Here is a 20,783-nt window from a genome sequence, read left to right as displayed (position 1 = left end):
GGCAGATGACTGTGCCGGCCGTCCCGACACGACTTTTACGCTTTCGTTCGTACCCCTCCGTATGAGTGACGACGCACAGGCCGAAGCCGGTACGGCCGAAGGGCAGGGCCCTGTCGAGATCAGCGAGGACCTCGCACGACATCTGGAGAACAAACGCGAAGAACTGTTCGAGAAACTCGAGATTCGTGGTGAGTTTCCCGCGGCCGTCCTCGAGGAAGCCGAGGCGCGAACCGAGGGCGTCGAGGCGGAGATTCAAGAGGAACTCGACGAACGCAAAGACCTGCGGGACCTGACGACGTGGACGACGGACCCGATCGACGCACAGGACTTCGACGACGCGCTCTCGATCGAAGAACGCGAGGACGAGTACGTGCTCTGGGTCCACATCGCCGACGTGACCCACTACGTCAACCCCGAGACGGCGATGTGGGACGAAGCCGTCGAGCGCGGGAACACGGTCTATCTGCCGGGCTATACGATCCACATGCTCCCGCCCGTGCTGGCCGAGACGGTCTGTTCACTGGTTCCCAACGAGGACCGACTGGCTCACACAGTCGAGATGCACCTCGACAAGGAGCATCTCTCCTACGAGACCATCGACATCTACAAGTCGGTCATCGAATCCGACGAGCGACTCACCTACTCCCAGGCCGAGAATCGCCTCGAAGATCCCGACGCGCCGCTGCACGAGGAGAACACACTGGTGCATGAGGTCGCCGACCGGATGCACGAACAGCGCAAAGAGGACGGGTCGCTCGTCTTGAATCCCGCTCGAGACCGCGCCCACACGATCATCGAGGAGTGTATGCTCAAGGCCAACAAGGCCGTCACGCACGAACTGATGTGGAACCGTGGCGTCGAGGCGATGTACCGGGTCCACCCACAGCCAAGCCCCGACGAGTGGTCCGAAGCGCTTCGAGAGATCCAGGACTTAGACGGTGTCTCCATCCCCGGCGACACGTGGGACGACCCGCGAAAGGCCGTCAACGCGACACTCGAGGACGCTCCCGGTCGCCAACTCGACAAGATCCAGTGGGCGGTGATGAAAGTGATGCCCCGCGCGAAGTACATGAACGATCCGTTCGGCGGCCACCACGCGCTGAATTTCGAGATCTACGGCCACTTCACGAGCCCGATTCGCCGGCTTAGCGACCTGATCAACCACTGGATCGTCTACCAGAACGACGTCCCGGAGAACCTCATCGAACTCTGTGATCGGGCCAGCGACAAACAGAAAGACGCCGAGCAGTGCGAACGCGAGTACAAGAACTTCCTGCAGGAGGTCGGGCTCGATCCGATGGCAGTCAACAACCGCGGGATCGAAGTCGTCGACGACGACAAAGCGGAGAAAACGCTGTAAGTAGCGGCGCTGCCCATCGGCTCGATCGTCCCCGATCGAATTTCGAGCCAGTGTATGGCTCATCGCCGAACTGCCCGAACTGCTCCGAGTCGCTGCACCGTTCTGTGGGCGAGTTCAGAGCGACTTCTCGTAGACGCGTTCCTCGAGGCCGTCGGCCAGATCCGTCTCTCGCGTCGCGACGTGTTCGAACCCCGCAGCTTCGTAGAACGAAATCCCCCGCTCGTTGTCGACGAGGACAGCCAGTCGCAGTCGCTCGAACGTGTCGTCGAGATCCGCCTCGAGACGCTCGAGTAACGCTGTACCAACGCCCTCGCCCCACACGTCCGGTCGGACGTAGAGTCGAGTCAGATACCCCACCGTAGTGTCTTCCGGCCACGGGACGACCTGTGCAAATCCATAGCAGTCGTCCGCGAACCCGTCGCCGGCAGCGTCAGCGCCCTCGGCGACGAGAAACGCGATGTCAGCGCGGCCGCTCGCGTCGCTGATCGACGACTCGAGGTCGCCGATCGCGTACCACTCGTCGACGATGTCGTCGACGCGGTCGGCACCGAGGAGGTCGTCGTACGCGGCGTGCCAACTCTGGCGCGCGGTCGCGTGGACGGCCCAGATATCGTCAGTGGTTGCCTGCCGGACCACTCGAGTCACAGACAGCAGTATCACCTCGGGAGGGAAAAGTGCGTGGCCGGCCGTTGAGTTTCTGTACGGAATCGTATAGTTATTCCACAGAGAGTCTGCCAATCGGGCCCTCAAGCCTGGAGATCGCATTGAGTATGAAGAGAGTTCAGCAGCAGCAACTGATAGGTTCTAAACAAGGCCCAAGACTGTTGCACGATGTTGGCTTCGAGTTGTGCCGACATTGCAGATGGCGACTGCAGAAGAGAGATCGGCCGGATCGAATCTCGCAGCCGGCTCACTCGATGTCGATGTGGTGGCCGTGGTCGTCACGGTCGTCGTCAACGATCGGCAAGTGGACCTCGAGAACGCCGTTGTGGTATAGTAACAACTGCAACGAGTTACACACTGATCGCACAGCCGTCGTGCGATCAGGTGTGCATTGACTTGCAGTGGCTACTATAGCTGGCGGTGATCTCGTCGGTGACGACCACGTTCGGGACGGGGACCTGGCGACTGATCCGACGCGAGCGGACGGATCGATACGCGTCGGAGCCCTTCTCGACGTCGGTCTGGGCGCGAATCGACAGCAGTCCATCGTGGAACGCGAGATCGATGTCGTCCTTCTCGAACCCCGGCAGGTCCATCACATAGACGTAGCGGTCGCCCTCGTCCTCGAGGGTTGCCGTCGTCTCCCCAGCGTACATCGAAGGCATCATGTCGCGTTCGGCTCCGCTCTCGAGGGCAGGTTCGAGGCCGGGGGTTGCAAACTCGGACAGCCAGGCCGATCGGAGCTGATCGACGGCGCGGTCCATCTCACGGAACATGCGGTTCATCTCGTCGAAGGATCTCATGGATAATCGGAGATCGATTAGGCCACCCACAATAATAAGGGCTTCTAGACGTATGCTGACACATCTATCGACGAGATAGCGTGAAAAGCATCGATTCTGGCCATTCGTCGCGGTCGGAACTCGGCAGTATAGTACAACTGGAACGGTTTGCACACTGATCGCACGACAGCTGTGCGATCAGGTGCGCACTGACTGCCAGTGGCTACGATAGCTTACCGGACGCGTGCGCCGACGGCGGCGAGCAACGCACCGATTGCGGCGGCAATGCCGAAGCCGGGCACACTGTCGCTTTCGCTGCTGTCAGCACCGTCCTCGGTGTCGCCCTGGATCGCCACCTCGCGCTCTGAGAAGTGGTCCACTGCGACGAGTACGTCGGCAGCTGCGGATGCCTCGCTCGAGTGGGTCACCATGTAGCGCGGCTCCTCACCGATCCCGCCCTCGAGGTCGCTGTACGAATCGGCTTCGACGGCAGCCTCGCCGTCGACGGTCACCGCGAGGTCGTCGGCACTGCCAACGGCCTCGAGTGCGGCCTCTGAGATGCTGACGATGACAACCGTCCCCTCGTGCTGGGCGCGTTCGACGGCCATCTCGAGGCGATCGTCGGCCTCATCATGGGTCTCGACGGCGACGTCCTGGCCGTAGGTTGCGACGTCTGCAACGCGATCGCCGTCACGGTCGTCGGCATAGACTTCGGCGGTCGCCGTCCCGTTGGCGATCAGCCGTTCCTGTTCGACGGCGTTGTCGTCGCGCTCGCCGTCGTCGTACGAGCGAAAGACCAGCGTCGACTCGCTCTCGAGGTCGGCTGCGACGTCGCCGTTGTCAGTGACGGCAACCGCGCCGTCGCCGGCCACGAGGAGGACGCCGGCTCGGTCGCCGCTCTCGACGTGGACGCGGTCGCCCTCATCGCTGCCTTCGGCGGTGCTCTCCTCGGAGAGGTTCAGCTGGACGTACTGGGCATCTTCGCCGGCGTTGACCGTCAGGATACCGCGGTCGGTGTCGTGGGCCGACAGCGACGCCGATCCCTCGGTGGCGATCTCAGCCCGCGTCTCGGTCTGGGCTGCGATCTCGAGGCCGATTCCGGAGAGGTTCGTTACGGCCGAAAGACCGACGTCAGCACCGATGCCGGCCTGCCCGTGATGGTCGCGTTGAGAGTCGACGGTGACGTTCTCGAACACCGGCTGGCCGCCGACGCGGTAGTCGACGACGGCGTTGCTCGAGGTGTCGAATTCGACGTGAGTGCCAGCGTATCCGTCGGCCTGTGCATCCGTCGTCGCCATCGGTTCGGCGGGCTGTGACGCGCCCACAGCCCCGCCAGCGGCAGCGATCGTGAGAGTCGCCGTCATGACGAGCACTGCAAGGAAGACAGCTACAGTTCGGGTCATCGTACCCGGGACATTCGAGTGGCTTATAAAGTAGATTCTGACAAAACCGTCCAAACGTCCGGACACACATCCGGTTTTGGCTGTCGAAAACGCGAGACAACGCCCGCGAAATCAGCCTGCAGCGCCCGAATCCGGCGTGAGATAGGCAAGCGTGTCGCCGCGCTCGAGTTCTGCGTCTTTCTCGAGGACGATCTCGTCGACGCTCCCGCTCGTCGGGGCAGCGACCTCGACATCGATCTTCTCGACCTGAAACTCACAGAGCAGGTCGCCCTCAGCGATCTGACTGCCCTCGCTGACGTACCACTCGAGGACGAGCCCCTCCTCTTGGTCCGCGTCGGCAGGCCAGAAGTCGGCCGAATCGAGCGCCACGCGCGATCCGTCGTCGCTCATGGCTGGGTCTTCCGAATCGCGTCTTCGATGTCGTCGCTATCCGGGATTACCCTGTTCTCGAGCGGGCGCGCATACGGCAGTGGGACGTCCGGGACAGCGAGCCGTTCGACCGCCTCGAGGGCGTTCGGCTCGGCCTCGACGACACGGGAGATGACCTCACCGGTGAGACCGAACGAGCGATAGTCTTCGTCGACGACGACGAGTCGCCCGGTCTTTCGGACTGACTCGAGGACCGTTGTCTCGTCCAGTGGCACGAGCGTCCGGAGGTCGATCACCTCGACATCGATGCCGTCGTCGGCGAGTTTCGCTGCGGCCTCGAGCGCGCGATGGACGTGCAAGCCGAGCGTGACGACGGTGACGTCGGCCCCCTCGCGCTTGACGTCGGCCTGTCCGAACGGAATCGTATAGGACTCCTCGGGAACGGCGGTTTTCGGGCCGTCGGGGGCCGGCATCCAGCCGATCCCCATCAGGCGCTTGTGGAACATGTAGACGACCGGGTCGTCGTCTCGGATGGCGTTGTGCATCAGCCCCTTGGCGTCGTAGGCTGTCGAGGGGACGACGACTTTCATTCCCGGCAGGTGAGCGAAGGTGCCGTACAGCGTCTGGGAGTGTTGGGCTGCGTCGCTGTACGTGCCGCCGACGGCCGTCGTCAGGACCATCGGGACGCTCACGTTCGCCCCGCTCATGTAGGTGTTTTTGGCCATCTGGTTGTAGATCTGGTCCATACAGACGCCGAAGAAGTCGACGAACATCACCTCGGCAATCGGCCGCATCCCCTCCTGTGCGGCCCCGACCGCCGCGCCGATGTACGCCGTCTCGCTGATCGGGACGTCCATGATCCGATCGTGGCCGAACTCGGAGAGGAGGCCGTCCGTCGAGTCGAAGATGCCGCCGTAGTCGGCGACGTCTTCGCCCATATAAAATACCTCGTCGTTGTCTCGCATCTCAGTCGCGATGGCCTCGACCATCGCCGTGCTCATCGTCGCCTGTCGCTCTCCCTCGGCACTCATCAGTTGCCACCTCCGTTACCGGCGAACTCGGGTGTCGGATCCTCGTCCGTCACACCCGCGGGTGGGTTCGAGAACACGTCCTCGAGGGCGGCGTCGGGTTCCGGTTCTGGCTGATCTTTAGCCCATTCGATCGCGCCGTCGACACGCTCGTGGGCGTCCTCGCGGATCGCCTCGCGTTCCTCGTCGTCGACGCCGGCGGCCTCGAGGTCGGCCGCCAGGCGCTCGATGGAGTCACGCTCCTGATGGCGTTGCTGGTCGGCGTCGGGGCGATACGTCTCCGGATCGCCCATGAAATGACCCATCCGGCGGTGGACTTGCACCGACATGAGCGTCGGTCCGTTGCCGTCTCGAGCGCGCCCGACTGCCTCGGCGGCGGCCTCGGAGACCGCGGTGGCGTCGTCGTGGTCGATACGGACACCCGGCATGTCGAAGCCGGCGGCGCGTTTCGAGCCATCCGGTGGCGCGCTGATCCGTTCTTTGGGCATGCTAATCGCCCAGTCGTTGTCCTCGACGACGAAGATCACGGGCAGGTCGTGCAGGCTCGCAAGGTTGAGCGACTCGAGGAAGGCTCCCTGACTGATCGCACCTTCACCGAGATAGGCGACCGCGACGTTCGTCTCGTTGCGCTTTTTCGCGGCCATCGCCGCGCCGACAGCGGGCGGACAGCCCTGTGCGATGATGCCGCTGCAGGCGAAGTTGACGTCGGGGTCGAACAGGTGCATATGTCCGCCTTTGCCGGCGCTGAGCCCCGTCTCCCGGCCGAAAATCTCCGCAGTCATCCGTTTCAGATCGACACCTTTCGCGATGGCGATGTGGTGTGGCCGGTGCGGTGCCGTAACGGTATCCTCGTCGGTCAGATGCGCACAGACACCGGCCGCGGTCGCCTCGTGGCCCGCCGCGAGATGGAGTTCGCCCGGAATGGGTCCGGCGCTGATGTCAAATCCGGGGGTCTTCCCCTCCATATACTCATCTTGCAGGCGCTCCTCGTAGTATCGCGCCGTTACCATATCCTCGTACATCGACCGTAGTTGTGCTGTGGTGGCAGTCCCCATAGTCCGTCCCGATACACCCCACCAGCTAGTATAATATTGTTCACCAGCCCCACAGCCTGACAGTCACGCGACGGTGTCGGAGCCGACAGTGCGCTCGAGTCGACCGCAAGGGGACAAACGATGTCCGTCGGAGCGACGAGAACGGCACATGTGGGCGATAAGCGACGAAAACGAGTCAGTAGTCAGCGACGCCAGCGTGGCGTTCTCACCGGGAGACTGCCGTCCCGCCGTCCGAAATAACCGCGTCAACTTCGTCTTTGGTGACCAGCGCGACGTCACCGGGGATCGTCCGTTTGAGTGCCGCCGTCGCCGCGGCGTACTCGAGGGCAGTCGGGATGTCCTCGCCGTGGAGTCGGCGGGCGATGAACGCGCCGGTAAAGGCGTCGCCGGTACCGATCTGTGAAACGGTCTCGGTTTCGTAGACGTCCTGTTCGTGGACGACTCCGTCATGCCAGCCGACAGCGCCGTCTGCGCCACAGGTGACGACGACGGTCGTAAAGTTATGTTGGGAGCCGAGTTTGTGGGCGAGCTGGCGCGGGTCACCCTCGAATCCGAGGACGTTCTGGGCGTCGCGGGCGGCGATCACGAGCACGTCGATCCCCGGAAACAGTTTCGTCATCGTCTGTTTGGCCTCCTCGGGCGACCAAAGCTTGCGCCGGTAGTTGAAGTCGAACGCGGTCGTCGTCCCGCCCTGTTTGGCCGCTTTGAGCATGTTCATCGTCGTCTCCCGGAGCGTCGAGGAGAGCGCAGGCGTGATGCCGGTCGTAAAGAAGACGCGGGCGTCCTGTACCCGGTCGATATCGAACTCGCGAGCCTCCGCAGTCGTAATCGCGGCGTTCTCTCGGTCGTAGACGACGTTCGTCCCGCGAGGCTTGCCCCCCCGCTCGAGGTAGTACGTTCCCTGTCGGCCGCGGTGGCTCCAGACGACGTCAGTCTTGATTCCGTACTGGCGGAGTTCGCCGACGGCGCGTCGGCCAAGCGGTGTCTCCGGCACTTTCGAGAGCCAAGTCGCCGTCGCACCCAGCCGGTCCGCGGCGATCGCAACGTTGCTCTCTGCACCCGCCGCGCGGACCTCGAACTCGGTCGTGGTCTCGAGGCGCTCGTTGTCCGGCGGCGACAGGCGAAGCATCGTCTCCCCGAAGGTGACGAGATCGCTCACGGCTCGGCCCTCCGAACGTCTCGGTCGATGCGATGTGCGTCGGTCATACTCGGACCAACGAACGGCTATCGTATAAGTTATGACGTTATGTTGGTTTCCTAGAGTGTCTGCGAGGAGCTGACGCGTCAGCAGACGCCTCGAGCGCCCGCCTACGCGTCGACCGTCGATTCGACTGTCACCAGCGCTGTCTCGCTCGGCGTGTCATCGACGGCGACCGCTGCGCCAAACGCCTCGAGGAGTGCACAGCTCGTGGCGACGTGGTCCGTGACTGCGGGCACGCGCAGTTGGCCACCCTCGAGGGCGAGAAAGACGAGTAACTGATCAGCCAGCTGGCGGTCGACCGGCGACGCTGGCTCGTCCGTCGCCTCGAGGAATCGGTTCGCGGCGTCTGCGGCGTCTTCGCCGACGCGTTCGGCCGGTGTCCCCCGTTCGCCAAGGGCTGAAAAGCCCGCGATTCCCGTGCCGTGGTCGAGTCGAAGAACGATCGCCGACCCCGGAGAGGGACTTGTCGCGGTCGCCTCGCGGCGTTCACTGCATTCGAGGCCACGGTCCTCGAGTGCGAGGCGCTCGAGTGCGCCCTCGGCCTGTCTGTGAGCGACGTCGCGGTCGGCGAGCGAGGCCGATTCGACCGAATACAGTCGGGCGTCCTCGAGCGGCCCCCGTTCGACGAGATCGATCGATTCGAGGCTCGAGGGGGCGAGATGCAGCGTCGCCCGGCCGTCGCCATCGGGGTAGAACCCACGCCGATCGACATCGCAGGCGGCGGTGAGCCCGACCCGTCGGAGCAACGGGAGTTTGACGTGGCGGAAATAGTCGAGTGGGGGCGACCATTTGACGTCCGTCCCGCCAGTGACGGTCACCGAAAGCTGTGAGTCGAGCACTGACGCGAGCGGCAGGAGAGTATCGAACAACAGCGTCATGCTGCCGGCGGTGCCAATATCGACGGCGTACTCCCCACCCGGGAGCTGGCCCCGATCCTGCCCGTTCCAGCCCGTCGCTCCCGCAGTCGCCTCGAGCGCAGGATCGAACACGACCGTCTCCGCGCCGAGTTCCGCCCCCGAAACCTCGGCGTCACAGAGTTCGGCCATCGTCTCGAGGACAGCCAAGTGCTGGTGAGCAAGGCCGGGATTCGGTCGGTTCCCGCGGATGTGCTCGATTCGAACGGGTTCGTTTTCCAGTACCGACAGTGTCAGCGCGGTCCGGACGAACTGTCCGCCCGCCTCCGACCCGTCGAGTTCGCGTACGGCGGTCATAGCAGCCGATACGGCCTCGAGTACCCTACCGTTGGTGGTGTGGCTGGTTCCGCGGCGGCGTCGGTTCCTATAGTAGCCACTGCACGTCACTGCACACCTGACCGCACGACGGCTGTGTGATCAGTGTGTAACTCGTTGCAGTTGTTACTATAGCGTGCCGCTTGGCCAAGTTTTTCACTCCGTCAGCGGAGACTGTCACCGAATGCGACTGTGGACGGATCCACTCAGACGGCGCTGGCTCCTCTGGGCAACGCTCGGCGTCGTCTTTCTGCTCGTCAATATGAATCGGCTCTCCTCGGCAGTCCTCGCCGAAGAGCTCATGGGCGCGTTCGGGACGACGGGCGCACAACTGGGGACACTGCATGCGATCTTTTTCTGGGTGTACGCCATCATGCAGATCCCGACGGGGATCCTCGCCGACCGAATCGGACCACGACGAACGGCGACGGCCGGTGTGGCGGTGATGAACGTCGGCGTGATCTGGTTTGCGTTCGCCGACAGCTATCTCACCGCCATCGTGGCCCGCGGCCTCGTCGGCCTCGGCGGCAGCGTGATTTTCGTTTGCATTCTTCGGTTCTGTGCGAACTGGTATCGCGCCGACGAGTTCGCAACGATGAACGGCCTCACCTTCGCGTTCTCCGGGTTTGGTGGTGTCCTCGCGACCACACCGCTTGCGATACTCGTCGACAGCGCAGGCTGGCGAACGGCGATCGGTGGCTTTGGCGTGGTCGGCCTGCTGTTTACTGTCGTCGTCTTCGCGCTCGTCCGCGACACGCCAACACAAGCCGGTTTCGAGCCGCTCGAGGGGGTTCCGGGAGAGTCGACACTGACGAACGCACAGCTCAAGACGTCGCTTTCGGACATTCTTCGAGATCCGTTGGTCTGGGTCGTCAGCATCATGCTGTTTTGTGTTACCGGGGTGAACCTCACCCTGTTCGGACTCTGGGGAGTTCCTTACATCGTCCAGACATACGATGTCTCAGTCACGTACGCCTCCGTGTTTACGCTGTGTGGCAGCGTCGGCATCATGATCGGCCCGCCGGCGATCGGCTGGCTCTCCGATCGACTCGAACGGCGGGTCGAGTTGATCGTCGTCGGAGGGGGTCTGTTTACGGGCAGTCTGGGCATCATCGCCGTCGTTGGCGACCCACCGCTGCCGGTCGTTGGTCTCGTGTACTTTCTCAGTGGCCTGTTGATCGGGTCGTTCCTGCTTGCGTATGCAATCGTTAAGGACCGCCACCCGGCCAATGCAAGCGGTCTCTCGACGGGGACGATCAACGGCGCGAGCTTTTTCGGGGCAGCGATTCTTCCGACAGCGATGGGGTGGGCACTCGATGACTACTGGGCCGGAGAGCTCGTCGGCGGCACCCGAGTCTACACCGAAATCGGCTATCAGCTCGCGTTTGCTATTGCGACAGCCGCCGGCGCGATTGCGTTTCTCTGTGCGATCTGGCTCTATCGCCACGAACAGCGCTGATGATCCTGGAGACGAGGAACGGGGGAGAGTGTGTCCCGTTCGAACGGGGGCACGCTCGAGCAGTTCGAATCGGCGCGTCACATCGGCGGCCGTCTGAGTGGTCAGTACGACTCACGCTGTTTGGTCGTCCGTACTGGAAAGCAGGGTCCAGAAGCCAAGCAGCACGGCAAAGAAGACAGCCCCGATTATCACTCGAAGGACGAGGTCTTCCAGTCCGGTTGCCTCGGCGTGGACGAGAGCCGCTGCCCACCCGCCAGCGACGACGGCGAACCCAGTCGCAGCGACGAGCATCAGCAAGAGCCGGTCGGTTGGGACGTTCATGACAGCCACTCCGGTCGAGATGGGATTAAGCGAACAGCTTGAATTAGCCGACAAAAACGCACAAACGCCAGCAGGTGCCACAGCGGCGTCTGTCTGATCAGCCCTGATGGCCCGGATAATCCCGTTCGAACCGGTCTTCGATCTCCGTCTGATCGAACTGGACGAGCACTGGTCGGCCGTGTGGACACGAGTAAGGGTTCTCACAGCCGTCTAACGCCTCGAGCAGATCGACAACCGACCCTTCGGTCAGTGACGTGTTTCCGGTGATCGACGGATAGCAGGCCAGATCACCGAGGAACTCGTCGGCCAGCGCGTCGATCGTCTCGGCACCAGTCTCGCGGTCGCCCTCGACGAACGACGCGAGGACGTCTCTGAGCTGTTCGGGCTCGAGTGTCTCCTCGAGCACCGCGGGCACCGTCGTCACGGCGACCGTTCGGTCGTCGACCCGATCAGCATAAAATCCCAGCCGAGAGAGCGCCTCCCGGTAGCTCTCGAACGCCTCGGCTTCGACGGCAGTCAACTCGAGGTCAACCGGCGAGGCCAGCGCCTGTGCAGCGGGGTCGTCAGCAAACGCCTGCTGGAGGCGTTCGTAGTTCACCCGCTCGTCGGCGGCGTGCTGGTCGATGAGAACGAGCCCGTCGGCCGTCTCACAGACGAGGTAGGTGTCGGTGTACTGCCCCAACACGCGCAGCGACGGTAGCGAGTCGAACGCGGTTTCGTCGCCGGTCGCGACATCGCCGGTGAGTGTCTGCTGTTCGGTGCCGGCATCGAACTTGCGGTCCGGCTCACGAGTCGCGTTCGGGTCGTCTTCGGACGAGAAGGGGTCGTCGCTCGAGCGAGTCACGTCGCGGGTACTCGAGTCGCGTACCGAACTGGCTGCGGACGCCGTCGGGTCGTCACGACTGGTATCGGTCGTTGGCTGGCTGTCTGGCGTTCCGGACGTCGATTCGTCGCCGCGAGATGGGTGACTCGAGGACGATGTCGATGTCGTCGTCTCGCTCGTGTCTGCTGTCGCTGTCGTCCCATCCGACTCCGCAACCGCTGCCGTGTCGCCCGAATCGGTGCCAGCCGAGGTCTCGCTTGAATCGGTGCCAGCCGAGGCGGTGTTAGCCGTCGATTCCGGATGTGTGTCAGCAGTCACGTCGTCCGGACTCGAGAGCGGCTCCTGTGCAGGCTCGTCGCTCGCCGTCCCGTCACCGCCTCGAACAGCCCCGGGCTCGAGTCGCGCCTCACCAGGTGCCGACCGACCCCGAGGCGCACGCGACCGAAGGAGGCCGTGCTCGAGCAGCGCCGACTCGACGGCAGCGTCGACCTGTCGGCGGACGGCGTCGTCGTCGTCGAATCGAACCTCCCGCTTTCGTGGATGGACGTTGACGTCGACGGCGTCGCCGGGCACCTCGAGAAAGAGGGTGACGAAGGGGTAGCGATCGCCACCCAGTTGAGTGCCGTAGGCACCCATAATTCCCTCGCGAACCGCATCGGCAGTGACGGCGCGGCCGTTGACGTAGGTGGCGAGATACTCTCGACTCGAGCGGTTGGTTTCGGGGTGAGAGACAAGCCCGGAGACGGACTTGAGGGGGCCGGGTGGCAGTTCGTCTGTGTCGACGGGGATCATCGCCGACGCGACCTCGCGGCCGTAGACCGACAACACGGCGGCCTGCAGGTCGCCTTGTCCCGTCGTCGCAAACACCTCGCGGCCGTCGTGGGTCAGGGAGACGGCCACGTCGGGGTTTGCGAGCGCATACCGAGTGACCACGCGGTTGACGTGGGCGAACTCGGTCGCCGTCGTCTTGAGGAACTTTCGGCGTGCGGGCGTATTGTAAAAGAGATCGTCGACCTCGACGATGGTGCCCGTAGGACAGCCCGTCGGCTCGACGCTCGTCACCTCGCCGCCTTCGTAGACCAGTTTCGTGCCCGCGCCGTCGGCGTTTTGGGGCCGGGATCTGATCGTCAGCCGCGAGACGGAGCCGATGGTGTGCAGCGCCTCACCGCGAAAGCCGAGGGTCGCGACGCCCGTCTCGAGGTCCTCAAGCCCCTCGATCTTGCTCGTCGTGTGCTGGCGGACGGCGGCTCGGAGATCAGCCTCGCTCATGCCCGCGCCGTCGTCTGCGACACGGATCAGTTCGGTGCCGCCCTCCTCGACGGTGACGTCGACGCTCGAGGCGTCGGCATCGAGGCTGTTCTCGACGAGTTCTTTGACTGCGCTTGCGGGGCGTTCGACGACCTCGCCGGCGGCGATTCGGGCGACGGTGTCGTCATCAAGCTGGTGGATATCGGTCTCGGGTGACTGGTCGCCGGTCATAGCTCGGACTGCTCGTGACCGTCGGACCACAAGTAGGTGCGACGCTCTTGCAGTCGATCCGGGGCGGCAGTCAGCGGCCGCCCATCGATTCCGATCGTTCGGTGCATGCGTTGTGGCTTGCGTTCAAGCGAGGTTAAACTGTGGATTGGTGACCAGTGCATGCGATGGCAGTCACGGACCCGACTCGAGCAGCCCATCGACAGCGCTGGCGATCGCCGGGCGACCGGCTTCGGGAACTTCGACGAGCGGCGGCCGAAGGGCATCGGTAGGAACGACGCCACGGTGTTCGAGGGCAGCCTTCGTCGCCGGCGCGAAGCCATAGCTAGCACAGGCGTCGAACAGTGGGACGATTGCGTCCTGTAACGTCTCCCCGCGGCGCTCGTCGAACGTCTCGTACAGGTCGCCGTATGCCTCGGGCGCGACGTTCGAGAGGGCGTTGAGTCCGCCGTCGGCGCCCATCCGGAGTGCGGGAACGAGTAGCGCGTCGTAGCCCTGCAGCATGCAGAACTCATCGGGCGTCTGGCGCATGACCGACAGAAAGTACTCGAGGTCGCCACTCGAGTCTTTCAGCCCGACGATATTGTCGTGGGTCGCGACGGCCGCGAGCGTCTCGGGCTCCATCCGCCCGCCCGTACAGACCGGGATGTTGTAGAGCAACAGGGGGAGCGGGGACCGGTCTGCGACCTGCTCGAGGAACTGCTGGTTCCCGGCGGGATCGTTCGCCGTGTGGAAGTACGGTGGTGTGACGACGGCGGCGTCGGCACCGACATCGGCCGCGTCTTCGGTGTAGGTGACCGCTTCGGCGACACTCGTCGCGGCCGCACCGGCGAGCACCGGCACCTCGCTGCCAGCGTGTTCGACCGCGAGGTCGTGGACGTGCCGGCGCTCCTCGCGTGTGAGGCTGGCGAACTCACCCGTCGTGCCGCAGGGAAAGAGTCCGTCGATGCCACCCTCGAGGAGCTGCTCGAGGACGTCAACGAACGCGTCGTCGTCGATCGCGCCAGCGTCGTCGAACGGCGTGACGACCGGACAGGTGATACCCGAGAGTGCGTGGTGGAGTTCCATACCATGGTGGTTTCGCGGCGACTGCAAAAACGTACCTGCTCGCCGTGACATGAGGAGACGGCAACCGCGTCGAGTCGGATCGGCTGCAGTGTGGTAGGAGGACAGCCGGTTTGCTCACGTGTCTTCTCACAGAGATGCACGGAGGAGCCCACGATTTCAGTCGTAAGAGGAATCTTTGGAACGACCGACGGTACTGAAGCCACCGTCTGAACAGTTCTCCAGATAGTGTCACAGAAATTACTGAACGGTCACATGAGAGGTGCGAATAGTTTTCTCGCTTCTTTGCGTATCTATCCTATGAGCCTCGATAGCGCTGCACATACACCCACCGATTCGCCGATTGGTGACGTCGGGTACCTCACACGGTCAGAACACCGCATTCCGGCACTCATCGCGCTGACAGAGCGGCCGCGGAGTCGCGCTGAACTCTGTGAGTTGACCGGGGTGTCCTCGTCGACGATGCGACGGACGTTGGACGAGTTCGATGACCGGGTCTGGATCCGCAAAGACGGACACCAGTACGTTGCAACCCGACTCGGAGAGGTGGTCGCATCCGGGACGGAGGACCTGCTCGAGCGGGTCAAAACGGAACGGAAGCTGCGTGATATCTGGCACTGGCTCCCTGATGAGATCAGCGAGTTCCCGATCGAGACGTGGTCGAAGATGAGCGTGACCGTCGCCGAGCCCGATTCTCCGTACTGTCCGGTGAACCGGTTCAAATCACTGCTCCAGCAGACGACCACGTTGCGATTTCTCCGCCCCGAGGTTGCCCTGATGGAGCCTTGCTTTTCGGTTCTGGGTCAACTGATCGACGACGGCGTAGACATCACGTTGATCGACCGAACACCCTGCCATACATACTTTCTTTCGACGTACCCGGAGCGCAGTGTCGCGATGCTGCAACAGGACAACTTCACGGTACTCACCCATGAGGACTTACCCGCGTACGGAATCGGGCTGCTCGATGAGCGCGTCATCATCAGCTGCTACGAGCAAGGCAGCGGAACGGTCCAAGCGTTGATCGTTACTGCCGCCCCCGACGTCCGCGAGTGGGCAGAATCGGTCTACGAGCGGTACGAATCCGACTCTCGACACGTCGATCCACGACGGATCGTGGAGTGAGACGGTCTGCCGAACCGATTGACCGGCGCAACCGCCGTCGCTTCTGGTCGCACCGGAACTGACGGACAGCAGACCGAATGACGGTCTCAGCGACGGTTCGTTTCTGCGCGGTCGTGTTCCCATCGCTGTTCGTTCGGTCTCGATGCAGCGTGCAAGGTGAGACGACGTTCGAGCACGGCGTCTCGAGAGCGCAGTTGCTGCTTCGCAGATATCCTGGCCGCCGGAGCCACTCGCTCACCCGTATGAGACTGATGCGCCTCGCTCACGAGATAGGTCTGGTCGTCAGCGCGGCGTAACCGACCATGTCGCAGTTCGATCCGGTTTACCCGGATCACACGGCACGGATTCGTCGAACACCACAATCCGACGCGGGCCACAGCAGTGCCGTGGATCGTCGGTGGAGGCGATGACCCTGTTACTCGAGGCCCAGATCCTGTGTCATCGAGTTGCCGGCCAGCGGGACCCCTTTGACGGTCACCGTCTCACCGGTCATGAAAGAGGCGGCGGGACTCGAGAGGAACTGGACGACGTCGGCGATCTCTTCAGCGTGGCCGATCCGGCGGTCGGTCTTCTCGCGTGGGGGCATGGATTCGCTGTCAACACCGAGTGTCTCGGCAACGCCGGGGGTCTGGATCAGACCGGGCGCGACGCAGTTGACGCGGATGCCGTCGTCGGCCCACTCGACGGCCAGCGTCTCGGTTAGGCGGATAATCGCGGCCTTCGCAGCCCCGTAGTGGCTCTCGCCGGGTGCTGCATGCTGGCCGTTGACACTCGAGAGCGTGATGATGACGCCGCCGTCGCCCTCGCGCATGACCTCGCCAGCGAGTTGGGCGCAGTGGACGGTGCTGGTGAGATTGAGATCGAGAATCGTCTCCCAGCCGTTCGCCGAGATGTCCTCGAAGTTGGCGACGAACTCGCCGCCGGCGTTGGTGACGAGGATGTCGACGTCGCCGAACGTCTCGACGGTTTCGTCGACCAGCTGCTGGACCTGCTCGCGCTCGCGAACGTTACACTCGACGGCGAGGGCCTCACCCGCATCCTCGGCAGCGTTGATCTCGTCGGCAACCGGGCCGATGCGATCCATCGATCGCGAGCAGATCGCTACGTTCGCACCGCCCGCAGCGAGTGTCTCCGCGATCGCCCGACCGATTCCTTGGCTTGCGCCTGTGACGATCGCAGTCTCGCCTGCCACGCTGTAGTCTGGTTCGTGCATTATGCTATCACTCGTCTATCAGATTATAATGTTACCGGTGGAAAGTAAACTCGTTGAATATTGAACGATATTCAGTAAATTCTGCGTGGAGAGAAACAGTCATCAACAGTAGCGGCCGACCGACGTGTGGCCCGACCGTTCGTCCGTCAGTACTCGACCGTCACGGCGACCTCGTTGCGGCGCAGAAACGGCGGTGTCCAGGGGTCGTTGTACTGCAACACCGTCGGCTCGTCACGCGCCTCGAGGCCGCGCTCCTCGAGGTGGGCAGCCAGCGCCTGTCGCGCGCGCTCGATGCGACGGTCCGTCGCGTACCAGGAGAACCGCCACACAGCGGCCGTCCGTGACGGTTCGGCGAGGAGGTGAACGGTCGGATCGGTTGGCATGGGTGCCGCCTCGAGCGAGACAGTCGACGGGAGATAGAACGCCATCGTCACACCCTCACTGGAGCGGGCGGTGCGGACAGGTGCGGTCATCGGCACGGACTCACCGTTGCTCGGCTGAGCTGGGGCAGGGATCGAACGCGTCTCATCGACCGTCGCGACGGGGGCAGTCGTCTCGAGTTCGTCGTCGGTTTCGTTTGCACCCGAAAGATAATCGAAGAGTCGTCGGAACGCCGTTCGCTGGTCCGGCGCCGTCGTCTCGACCAGAATCGTGGCTGGATAGCGCCGCCGTTCGAACGCACCGTCGCGCTCGAGCGTCTCGAACGGCACCCGCTCAGTTGTCCTGATTACGTAGAGCCCCCAGCCGACCCAGGCGGCAAGGAGACCAACGAGAACCGACACGGCTGCGGTAACTCGAGTTCGCATACGCCGTATACGCACCCAGACACCAAAAGCTCGCCAGTGGCTCGGTTCAGCCGTCGCCACCGGCCCGTCGAATCACAACGACCACCCGACGAAACAAAAATAGTATTCTTCAGACAGTTTTCCACATACGTACTCAGACATATATATCATGCTTCGAAAGTGATGAACAGAGTACTGGTCAAGGGAAATGATCGGGAATGAATGGGTCGTTGTTTTGAGGGGCCTAAGACGGGGAGACAACCAAAACTGAATCATAGCCGAGGATTCAAAAACGAGTTCGATGACTCAGCCAATATTTTTCTGAGTGATGAAATATCACAAGCGTAAGTTCCTATTTCTGCGCTTACTGAGATTTTAATTTTGCATTTGCTCACACTCTAACCTAAGATACGGTTTTTGTTCAGTTTCTGGGGAAGGGTGAGAGTATCAAAATGTCTATTTAGATAGATACAAAAGATAATGATAGGTGTTGACAGCAGCTAGCGACGTCCCAGCCGCCCCGCGACACCCATTGGACCAGCCACGTAGTTCCTCGAGTAACTCGCTCCAGATCAGTTCGGTTTCGAGCCAGCAACCGCTTGCCCCGATGGAAAAAGACCTGGTGTGGACGTCCCTGCAGGGCGTTTTCGAAATGCGAACGGATTGTGAATCGGTCGTGTAATGGCGCGAGAAATGGGCTCTACTTTACAATAATATTCTTGTAAAAGCACGTGTGTGAACGCCGATTTCAGAGCGACTGACTCGCGTTGGACATGTTGATGCTCGCTTCAGTGACGTTCGCACTCTCCATGACCTTCTTCGGGAGCGTTTCGTGGTATCGGTCATCATTGAGTCGACTCGTCGGTCCGGAGACACTGATCGCACCGAGAATCGCCCCGTTTGCATCACGGATCGGTGCCCCGACAGCCCGGATTCCTGCCACCTCCTCTTCGTCGTTCACCGCGTAGCCGCGCTCTCTGATGGTCTGGATCTCCTCGAAGAGAGCATCGCGGTCGGTGATCGTGTTCTCGGTCTTTCGGACGAGGCCGTACTCGTCGATGATCGCTTCGACTCGGGCGTCCGGGAGATAGGCGAGAACGGCTTTGCCAGTCGAGGTAAAATGGAGGAAATCGGCTTTTCGCTCTTTGGTCGTGTGGTAGGCGTCGCCGACGGCGTTCTCACCTGCGACCTTGTAGATATTCCGCTCGAGGCCATGTTGTTCGCACATGAGGTGGACGTACTCTCCAGTTTCCTCGGCCAGTCGGTCGATCTGCTGTTTGCCGTGTTCGAACAGCACGTGTCGGTGCCGAATCGTCTTCCCGAGATACAGAAACTCGAGGCTGAGTCGGTACGTGTCGTCGTCGTCTTTCACGACGAGCCGCTTCGTCCGCAGCGTCGAGAGATACGAATACGCCGAACTCTTCGAGATGTCGAGCGCGTCGGCCAGTTCCGTCACGCCAGCGCCGTCGAGTTCCTCGAGTGCGTCGATGACATCGCACGCTCGAGCGACCGTTTCGAGCTGCCTCGGCCCTTTGTCGTTTGTCTCACGCATACGCACACGTAGGCCGCGAGTAGAATAGCTGTTCGCATTTCGGGAACGCACGTCGCTGGCGTGGCACCTCGAGAACGACGTGCCGCAAGTGCCCGGAGGCGACGCCGAACACGCGGTGATCCCACGTCGGAAGCGAGTCACCACCGTCACTGCACGCCACACCGCATGACGGCTGTGCGATGCGTGTAACTCGTGTCAGCTGGTCCGATACCAGTCGCTCGAGTCCATGCGAAAAATGTTCACATTTCGGAAACCCATCGGTCGGTGATCGCGCAGTCGCGCTAATCGTGATTGGTCCTGGTGTTCCAGTTACAGTACCAACTGAAACGGGTTGCACAGCAATCGCATAGCCGTCGTGCGATCGGTTGCACACTGACGGTCAGTGGCTACGATCTGTGTCGCTGTCGATGTCGGGTCCGCTGCGAAGAACGTAAACACTTAACAAAGCGGACTTCCGATCACGCATCGGAATGCATGTCTCTGAGGGGAGGCTTCGGCGAGATATCGAAGCTAACGCGCAGTTTGGCGCACTATCCGACGTGGACGGCCACGGACGAACGACGCTCACCGGGACGGACGCGAACCGGCGTGCTCGAGAGCGATTCGTCGATCGACTCGAGCAGGCGGGGCTCGACGTTCGGATCGACGCGGTCGGAAACATCGTTGGCCGGTGGGTGCCAGAGGGTGTCGATCCGTCCGCCGCGCCGATCGCGACCGGCAGCCACTTGGACTCGGTCCCAGTCGGTGGGATCTTCGATGGCCCGCTCGGTGTCTACGGCGGCCTCGAGGCGGTCCGTGCGATACAGGAGTCTGATCGGACGCCCGAACGGCCGATAGACGTCGTCTGTTTCACTGAAGAGGAAGGCCAACGGTTCGGCAACGGACTGCTCGGCTCGTCCGTCGCCACCGGCCAGCGGTCGGTCGACGACGCGCTGGCGTTCGAAGCCGACGACGGAACGACGTTGGCGGACGCACTCGACGAAATCGGCTTTCGCGGCGAAGGACGGATCGACGCTGCCGAGTGGGACGCCTGGCTCGAGTTGCATCCCGAACAGGGGACGCGCCTGGAGGAGGAGAACGCAACTGCAGGCATCGTCACGAACGTCACGGGAATTACCCACTGCTATCTCGAGGTCAACGGCGAAGCCGACCACGCTGGATCGACGCCGATGCCCGGACGTGCGGACGCCCTCGCTGCAGCGAGTGAAGTCGTTCTGGATGTCGAGGAAGCCGCAAAGCAACTCGTCGACGACGAGTCTCCGTCTGCGGTGGGAACAGTCGGTAAGGCGGTCGTGGAGCCGAACGCGACGAACGTCATCCCAGGACAGGTCCGACTTGGAATCGACATCCGCGACGTGTCGGCGGGCTCGATCTCGATGCTCGTCGACGCACTCGAGGACAGTGCACAGCGAGTCGAACGGGAACGAGCTGTCGAGACGACCGTTTCGCGGCCGTACGACGTGCCGCCGGAACCCATGGCGGATCGCTGTCGTGAGACGTTAGTCGACGCCGGCACTGCAACGGGACTCAACACGTTGCTCATGCACTCAGGGGCAGCCCACGATACGATGAACGTTGCTCGAGTCACCGACGCGGGACTGCTGTTTGCACCGTCGCGTGACGGGATCTCCCATAATCCACGGGAGTGGACCGAGTGGTCGGACTGCGCTGGGGCAACCACTGTTCTCGCGGAGGGACTCGCGCGCCTCGCCGAGTCGTAATCCGAGACTGCTGGCTGGAGCCGACACCCGGGGCGACACGACGGTGACCGTTCCATCGGAAATACCGTACTGCAGACAGTATTCGAGCGGTTCTCGAACGGACAACGAGGAGAGTGACTGCTCGAGGTGAGTAACCCCATGTTCGTCGACCGG

General features: G+C 62.7%; 19 protein-coding genes. 5 read left to right on the top strand and 14 right to left on the bottom strand.

Annotated elements, in window-relative coordinates:
* The first annotated feature begins 61 nt into the window (after positions 1–61).
* Positions 62–1,360 carry an RNB domain-containing ribonuclease gene (locus ACERJA_RS07750; RefSeq protein ID WP_373607666.1) on the top strand — a complete coding sequence of 433 codons (1,299 nt, stop codon included), beginning with the start codon at positions 62–64 and terminating at the stop codon, positions 1,358–1,360.
* 114 nt (positions 1,361–1,474) lie between these two features.
* Here the strand turns inward: ACERJA_RS07750 and ACERJA_RS07745 are convergent, their stop codons facing one another.
* Positions 1,475–2,005 carry a GNAT family N-acetyltransferase gene (locus ACERJA_RS07745; RefSeq protein WP_006064821.1) on the bottom strand — a complete coding sequence of 177 codons (531 nt, stop codon included), beginning with the start codon at positions 2,003–2,005 and terminating at the stop codon, positions 1,475–1,477.
* A 217-nt stretch (positions 2,006–2,222) separates the two neighbouring features.
* On the opposite strand from ACERJA_RS07745, the gene ACERJA_RS07740 reads away from it, so the two are divergent.
* Complete coding sequence (locus ACERJA_RS07740) at positions 2,223–2,357, top strand: hypothetical protein (protein WP_373607665.1); 135 nt, start codon at positions 2,223–2,225, stop codon at positions 2,355–2,357.
* Between the two features lie 46 nt (positions 2,358–2,403).
* Here ACERJA_RS07740 and ACERJA_RS07735 read toward each other — a convergent pair whose 3' ends face one another.
* The 7 genes from ACERJA_RS07735 to rtcA form a co-directional block, all read right to left on the bottom strand.
* A complete protein-coding gene (locus ACERJA_RS07735) occupies positions 2,404–2,826 on the bottom strand; it encodes an Hsp20/alpha crystallin family protein (RefSeq protein ID WP_373607664.1) in 423 nt (140 codons plus the stop codon).
* Positions 2,827–3,038: 212 nt separating this feature from the next.
* Entirely contained in the window at positions 3,039–4,208 is a 1,170-nt protein-coding gene (locus tag ACERJA_RS07730; protein ID WP_373607663.1) for a hypothetical protein, read from the bottom strand.
* Positions 4,209–4,319: 111 nt separating this feature from the next.
* Complete coding sequence (locus ACERJA_RS07725; RefSeq protein WP_373607662.1) at positions 4,320–4,598, bottom strand: lipoyl domain-containing protein; 279 nt, start codon at positions 4,596–4,598, stop codon at positions 4,320–4,322.
* Positions 4,595–5,608 (bottom strand): alpha-ketoacid dehydrogenase subunit beta, encoded by a 1,014-nt coding sequence (locus ACERJA_RS07720; protein WP_373607661.1) that lies wholly within the window; start codon positions 5,606–5,608, stop codon positions 4,595–4,597. The genes ACERJA_RS07725 and ACERJA_RS07720 overlap by 4 nt, the downstream gene beginning before the upstream one ends.
* Entirely contained in the window at positions 5,608–6,627 is a 1,020-nt protein-coding gene (locus tag ACERJA_RS07715) for a thiamine pyrophosphate-dependent dehydrogenase E1 component subunit alpha (protein ID WP_373608458.1), read from the bottom strand. The genes ACERJA_RS07720 and ACERJA_RS07715 overlap by 1 nt, the downstream gene beginning before the upstream one ends.
* 238 nt (positions 6,628–6,865) lie before the next feature.
* The gene (gene kdgK1 / locus ACERJA_RS07710; RefSeq protein ID WP_373607660.1) at positions 6,866–7,819 is read right to left on the bottom strand and encodes a bifunctional 2-dehydro-3-deoxygluconokinase/2-dehydro-3-deoxygalactonokinase; all 954 of its coding nucleotides are present in this window, start codon (positions 7,817–7,819) and stop codon (positions 6,866–6,868) included.
* A gap of 149 nt (positions 7,820–7,968) precedes the next feature.
* Entirely contained in the window at positions 7,969–9,072 is a 1,104-nt protein-coding gene (gene rtcA / locus ACERJA_RS07705; protein WP_373607659.1) for an RNA 3'-terminal phosphate cyclase, read from the bottom strand.
* A 202-nt stretch (positions 9,073–9,274) separates the two neighbouring features.
* Between rtcA and ACERJA_RS07700 the strand changes: the two genes are divergently transcribed.
* The gene (locus tag ACERJA_RS07700; RefSeq protein ID WP_373607658.1) at positions 9,275–10,549 is read left to right on the top strand and encodes an MFS transporter; all 1,275 of its coding nucleotides are present in this window, start codon (positions 9,275–9,277) and stop codon (positions 10,547–10,549) included.
* A 111-nt stretch (positions 10,550–10,660) separates the two neighbouring features.
* Here ACERJA_RS07700 and ACERJA_RS07695 read toward each other — a convergent pair whose 3' ends face one another.
* The 3 genes from ACERJA_RS07695 to ACERJA_RS07685 all read right to left on the bottom strand — a co-directional run bounded on the left by ACERJA_RS07695 (position 10,661) and on the right by ACERJA_RS07685 (position 14,237).
* On the bottom strand, positions 10,661–10,870 hold the full coding sequence (locus tag ACERJA_RS07695; RefSeq protein ID WP_373607657.1) for a hypothetical protein: 210 nt from the start codon (positions 10,868–10,870) through the stop codon (positions 10,661–10,663).
* 97 nt (positions 10,871–10,967) lie between these two features.
* Complete coding sequence (gene mutL / locus ACERJA_RS07690; RefSeq protein ID WP_373607656.1) at positions 10,968–13,172, bottom strand: DNA mismatch repair endonuclease MutL; 2,205 nt, start codon at positions 13,170–13,172, stop codon at positions 10,968–10,970.
* A 171-nt stretch (positions 13,173–13,343) separates the two neighbouring features.
* Entirely contained in the window at positions 13,344–14,237 is an 894-nt protein-coding gene (locus ACERJA_RS07685) for a dihydrodipicolinate synthase family protein (protein ID WP_373607655.1), read from the bottom strand.
* A 297-nt stretch (positions 14,238–14,534) separates the two neighbouring features.
* Between ACERJA_RS07685 and ACERJA_RS07680 the strand changes: the two genes are divergently transcribed.
* The gene (locus ACERJA_RS07680; RefSeq protein ID WP_373607654.1) at positions 14,535–15,359 is read left to right on the top strand and encodes a helix-turn-helix transcriptional regulator; all 825 of its coding nucleotides are present in this window, start codon (positions 14,535–14,537) and stop codon (positions 15,357–15,359) included.
* Between the two features lie 415 nt (positions 15,360–15,774).
* Here ACERJA_RS07680 and ACERJA_RS07675 read toward each other — a convergent pair whose 3' ends face one another.
* The 3 genes from ACERJA_RS07675 to ACERJA_RS07665 form a co-directional block, all read right to left on the bottom strand.
* Positions 15,775–16,572 carry an SDR family NAD(P)-dependent oxidoreductase gene (locus ACERJA_RS07675; RefSeq protein WP_373607653.1) on the bottom strand — a complete coding sequence of 266 codons (798 nt, stop codon included), beginning with the start codon at positions 16,570–16,572 and terminating at the stop codon, positions 15,775–15,777.
* Between the two features lie 146 nt (positions 16,573–16,718).
* A complete protein-coding gene (locus ACERJA_RS07670) occupies positions 16,719–17,378 on the bottom strand; it encodes a heme-binding protein (protein ID WP_373607652.1) in 660 nt (219 codons plus the stop codon).
* 727 nt (positions 17,379–18,105) lie between these two features.
* Positions 18,106–18,909 (bottom strand): IclR family transcriptional regulator, encoded by an 804-nt coding sequence (locus ACERJA_RS07665; RefSeq protein WP_373607651.1) that lies wholly within the window; start codon positions 18,907–18,909, stop codon positions 18,106–18,108.
* Positions 18,910–19,379: 470 nt separating this feature from the next.
* On the opposite strand from ACERJA_RS07665, the gene ACERJA_RS07660 reads away from it, so the two are divergent.
* Entirely contained in the window at positions 19,380–20,630 is a 1,251-nt protein-coding gene (locus ACERJA_RS07660; RefSeq protein WP_373607650.1) for a M20 family metallo-hydrolase, read from the top strand.
* Positions 20,631–20,783 lie beyond the last annotated feature (153 nt).

Origin of the sequence: Natronorubrum sp. A-ect3, assembly GCF_041821125.1 — an archaeon.
Taxonomy (GTDB): Archaea; Halobacteriota; Halobacteria; order Halobacteriales; family Natrialbaceae; genus Natronorubrum; species Natronorubrum bangense.
This window is presented reverse-complemented; position numbering and strand designations above follow the sequence as displayed.

What these genes read in the sequence shown, in the direction of transcription:
- ACERJA_RS07750 (WP_373607666.1), top strand. Translation starts at nt 62, where the DNA reads ATGAGTGACGACGCACAGGCCGAAGCCGGTACGGCCGAAGGGCAGGGC.
- ACERJA_RS07740 (WP_373607665.1), top strand. Translation starts at nt 2,223, where the DNA reads ATGGCGACTGCAGAAGAGAGATCGGCCGGATCGAATCTCGCAGCCGGC.
- ACERJA_RS07735 (WP_373607664.1), bottom strand. Translation starts at nt 2,826, where the DNA reads ATGAGATCCTTCGACGAGATGAACCGCATGTTCCGTGAGATGGACCGC.
- ACERJA_RS07730 (WP_373607663.1), bottom strand. Translation starts at nt 4,208, where the DNA reads ATGACCCGAACTGTAGCTGTCTTCCTTGCAGTGCTCGTCATGACGGCG.
- ACERJA_RS07725 (WP_373607662.1), bottom strand. Translation starts at nt 4,598, where the DNA reads ATGAGCGACGACGGATCGCGCGTGGCGCTCGATTCGGCCGACTTCTGG.
- ACERJA_RS07720 (WP_373607661.1), bottom strand. Translation starts at nt 5,608, where the DNA reads ATGAGTGCCGAGGGAGAGCGACAGGCGACGATGAGCACGGCGATGGTC.
- ACERJA_RS07715 (WP_373608458.1), bottom strand. Translation starts at nt 6,627, where the DNA reads ATGTACGAGGATATGGTAACGGCGCGATACTACGAGGAGCGCCTGCAA.
- rtcA (WP_373607659.1), bottom strand. Translation starts at nt 9,072, where the DNA reads ATGACCGCCGTACGCGAACTCGACGGGTCGGAGGCGGGCGGACAGTTC.
- ACERJA_RS07700 (WP_373607658.1), top strand. Translation starts at nt 9,275, where the DNA reads ATGCGACTGTGGACGGATCCACTCAGACGGCGCTGGCTCCTCTGGGCA.
- ACERJA_RS07695 (WP_373607657.1), bottom strand. Translation starts at nt 10,870, where the DNA reads ATGAACGTCCCAACCGACCGGCTCTTGCTGATGCTCGTCGCTGCGACT.
- mutL (WP_373607656.1), bottom strand. Translation starts at nt 13,172, where the DNA reads ATGACCGGCGACCAGTCACCCGAGACCGATATCCACCAGCTTGATGAC.
- ACERJA_RS07685 (WP_373607655.1), bottom strand. Translation starts at nt 14,237, where the DNA reads ATGGAACTCCACCACGCACTCTCGGGTATCACCTGTCCGGTCGTCACG.
- ACERJA_RS07680 (WP_373607654.1), top strand. Translation starts at nt 14,535, where the DNA reads ATGAGCCTCGATAGCGCTGCACATACACCCACCGATTCGCCGATTGGT.
- ACERJA_RS07675 (WP_373607653.1), bottom strand. Translation starts at nt 16,572, where the DNA reads ATGCACGAACCAGACTACAGCGTGGCAGGCGAGACTGCGATCGTCACA.
- ACERJA_RS07670 (WP_373607652.1), bottom strand. Translation starts at nt 17,378, where the DNA reads ATGCGAACTCGAGTTACCGCAGCCGTGTCGGTTCTCGTTGGTCTCCTT.
- ACERJA_RS07665 (WP_373607651.1), bottom strand. Translation starts at nt 18,909, where the DNA reads ATGCGTGAGACAAACGACAAAGGGCCGAGGCAGCTCGAAACGGTCGCT.
- ACERJA_RS07660 (WP_373607650.1), top strand. Translation starts at nt 19,380, where the DNA reads ATGCATGTCTCTGAGGGGAGGCTTCGGCGAGATATCGAAGCTAACGCG.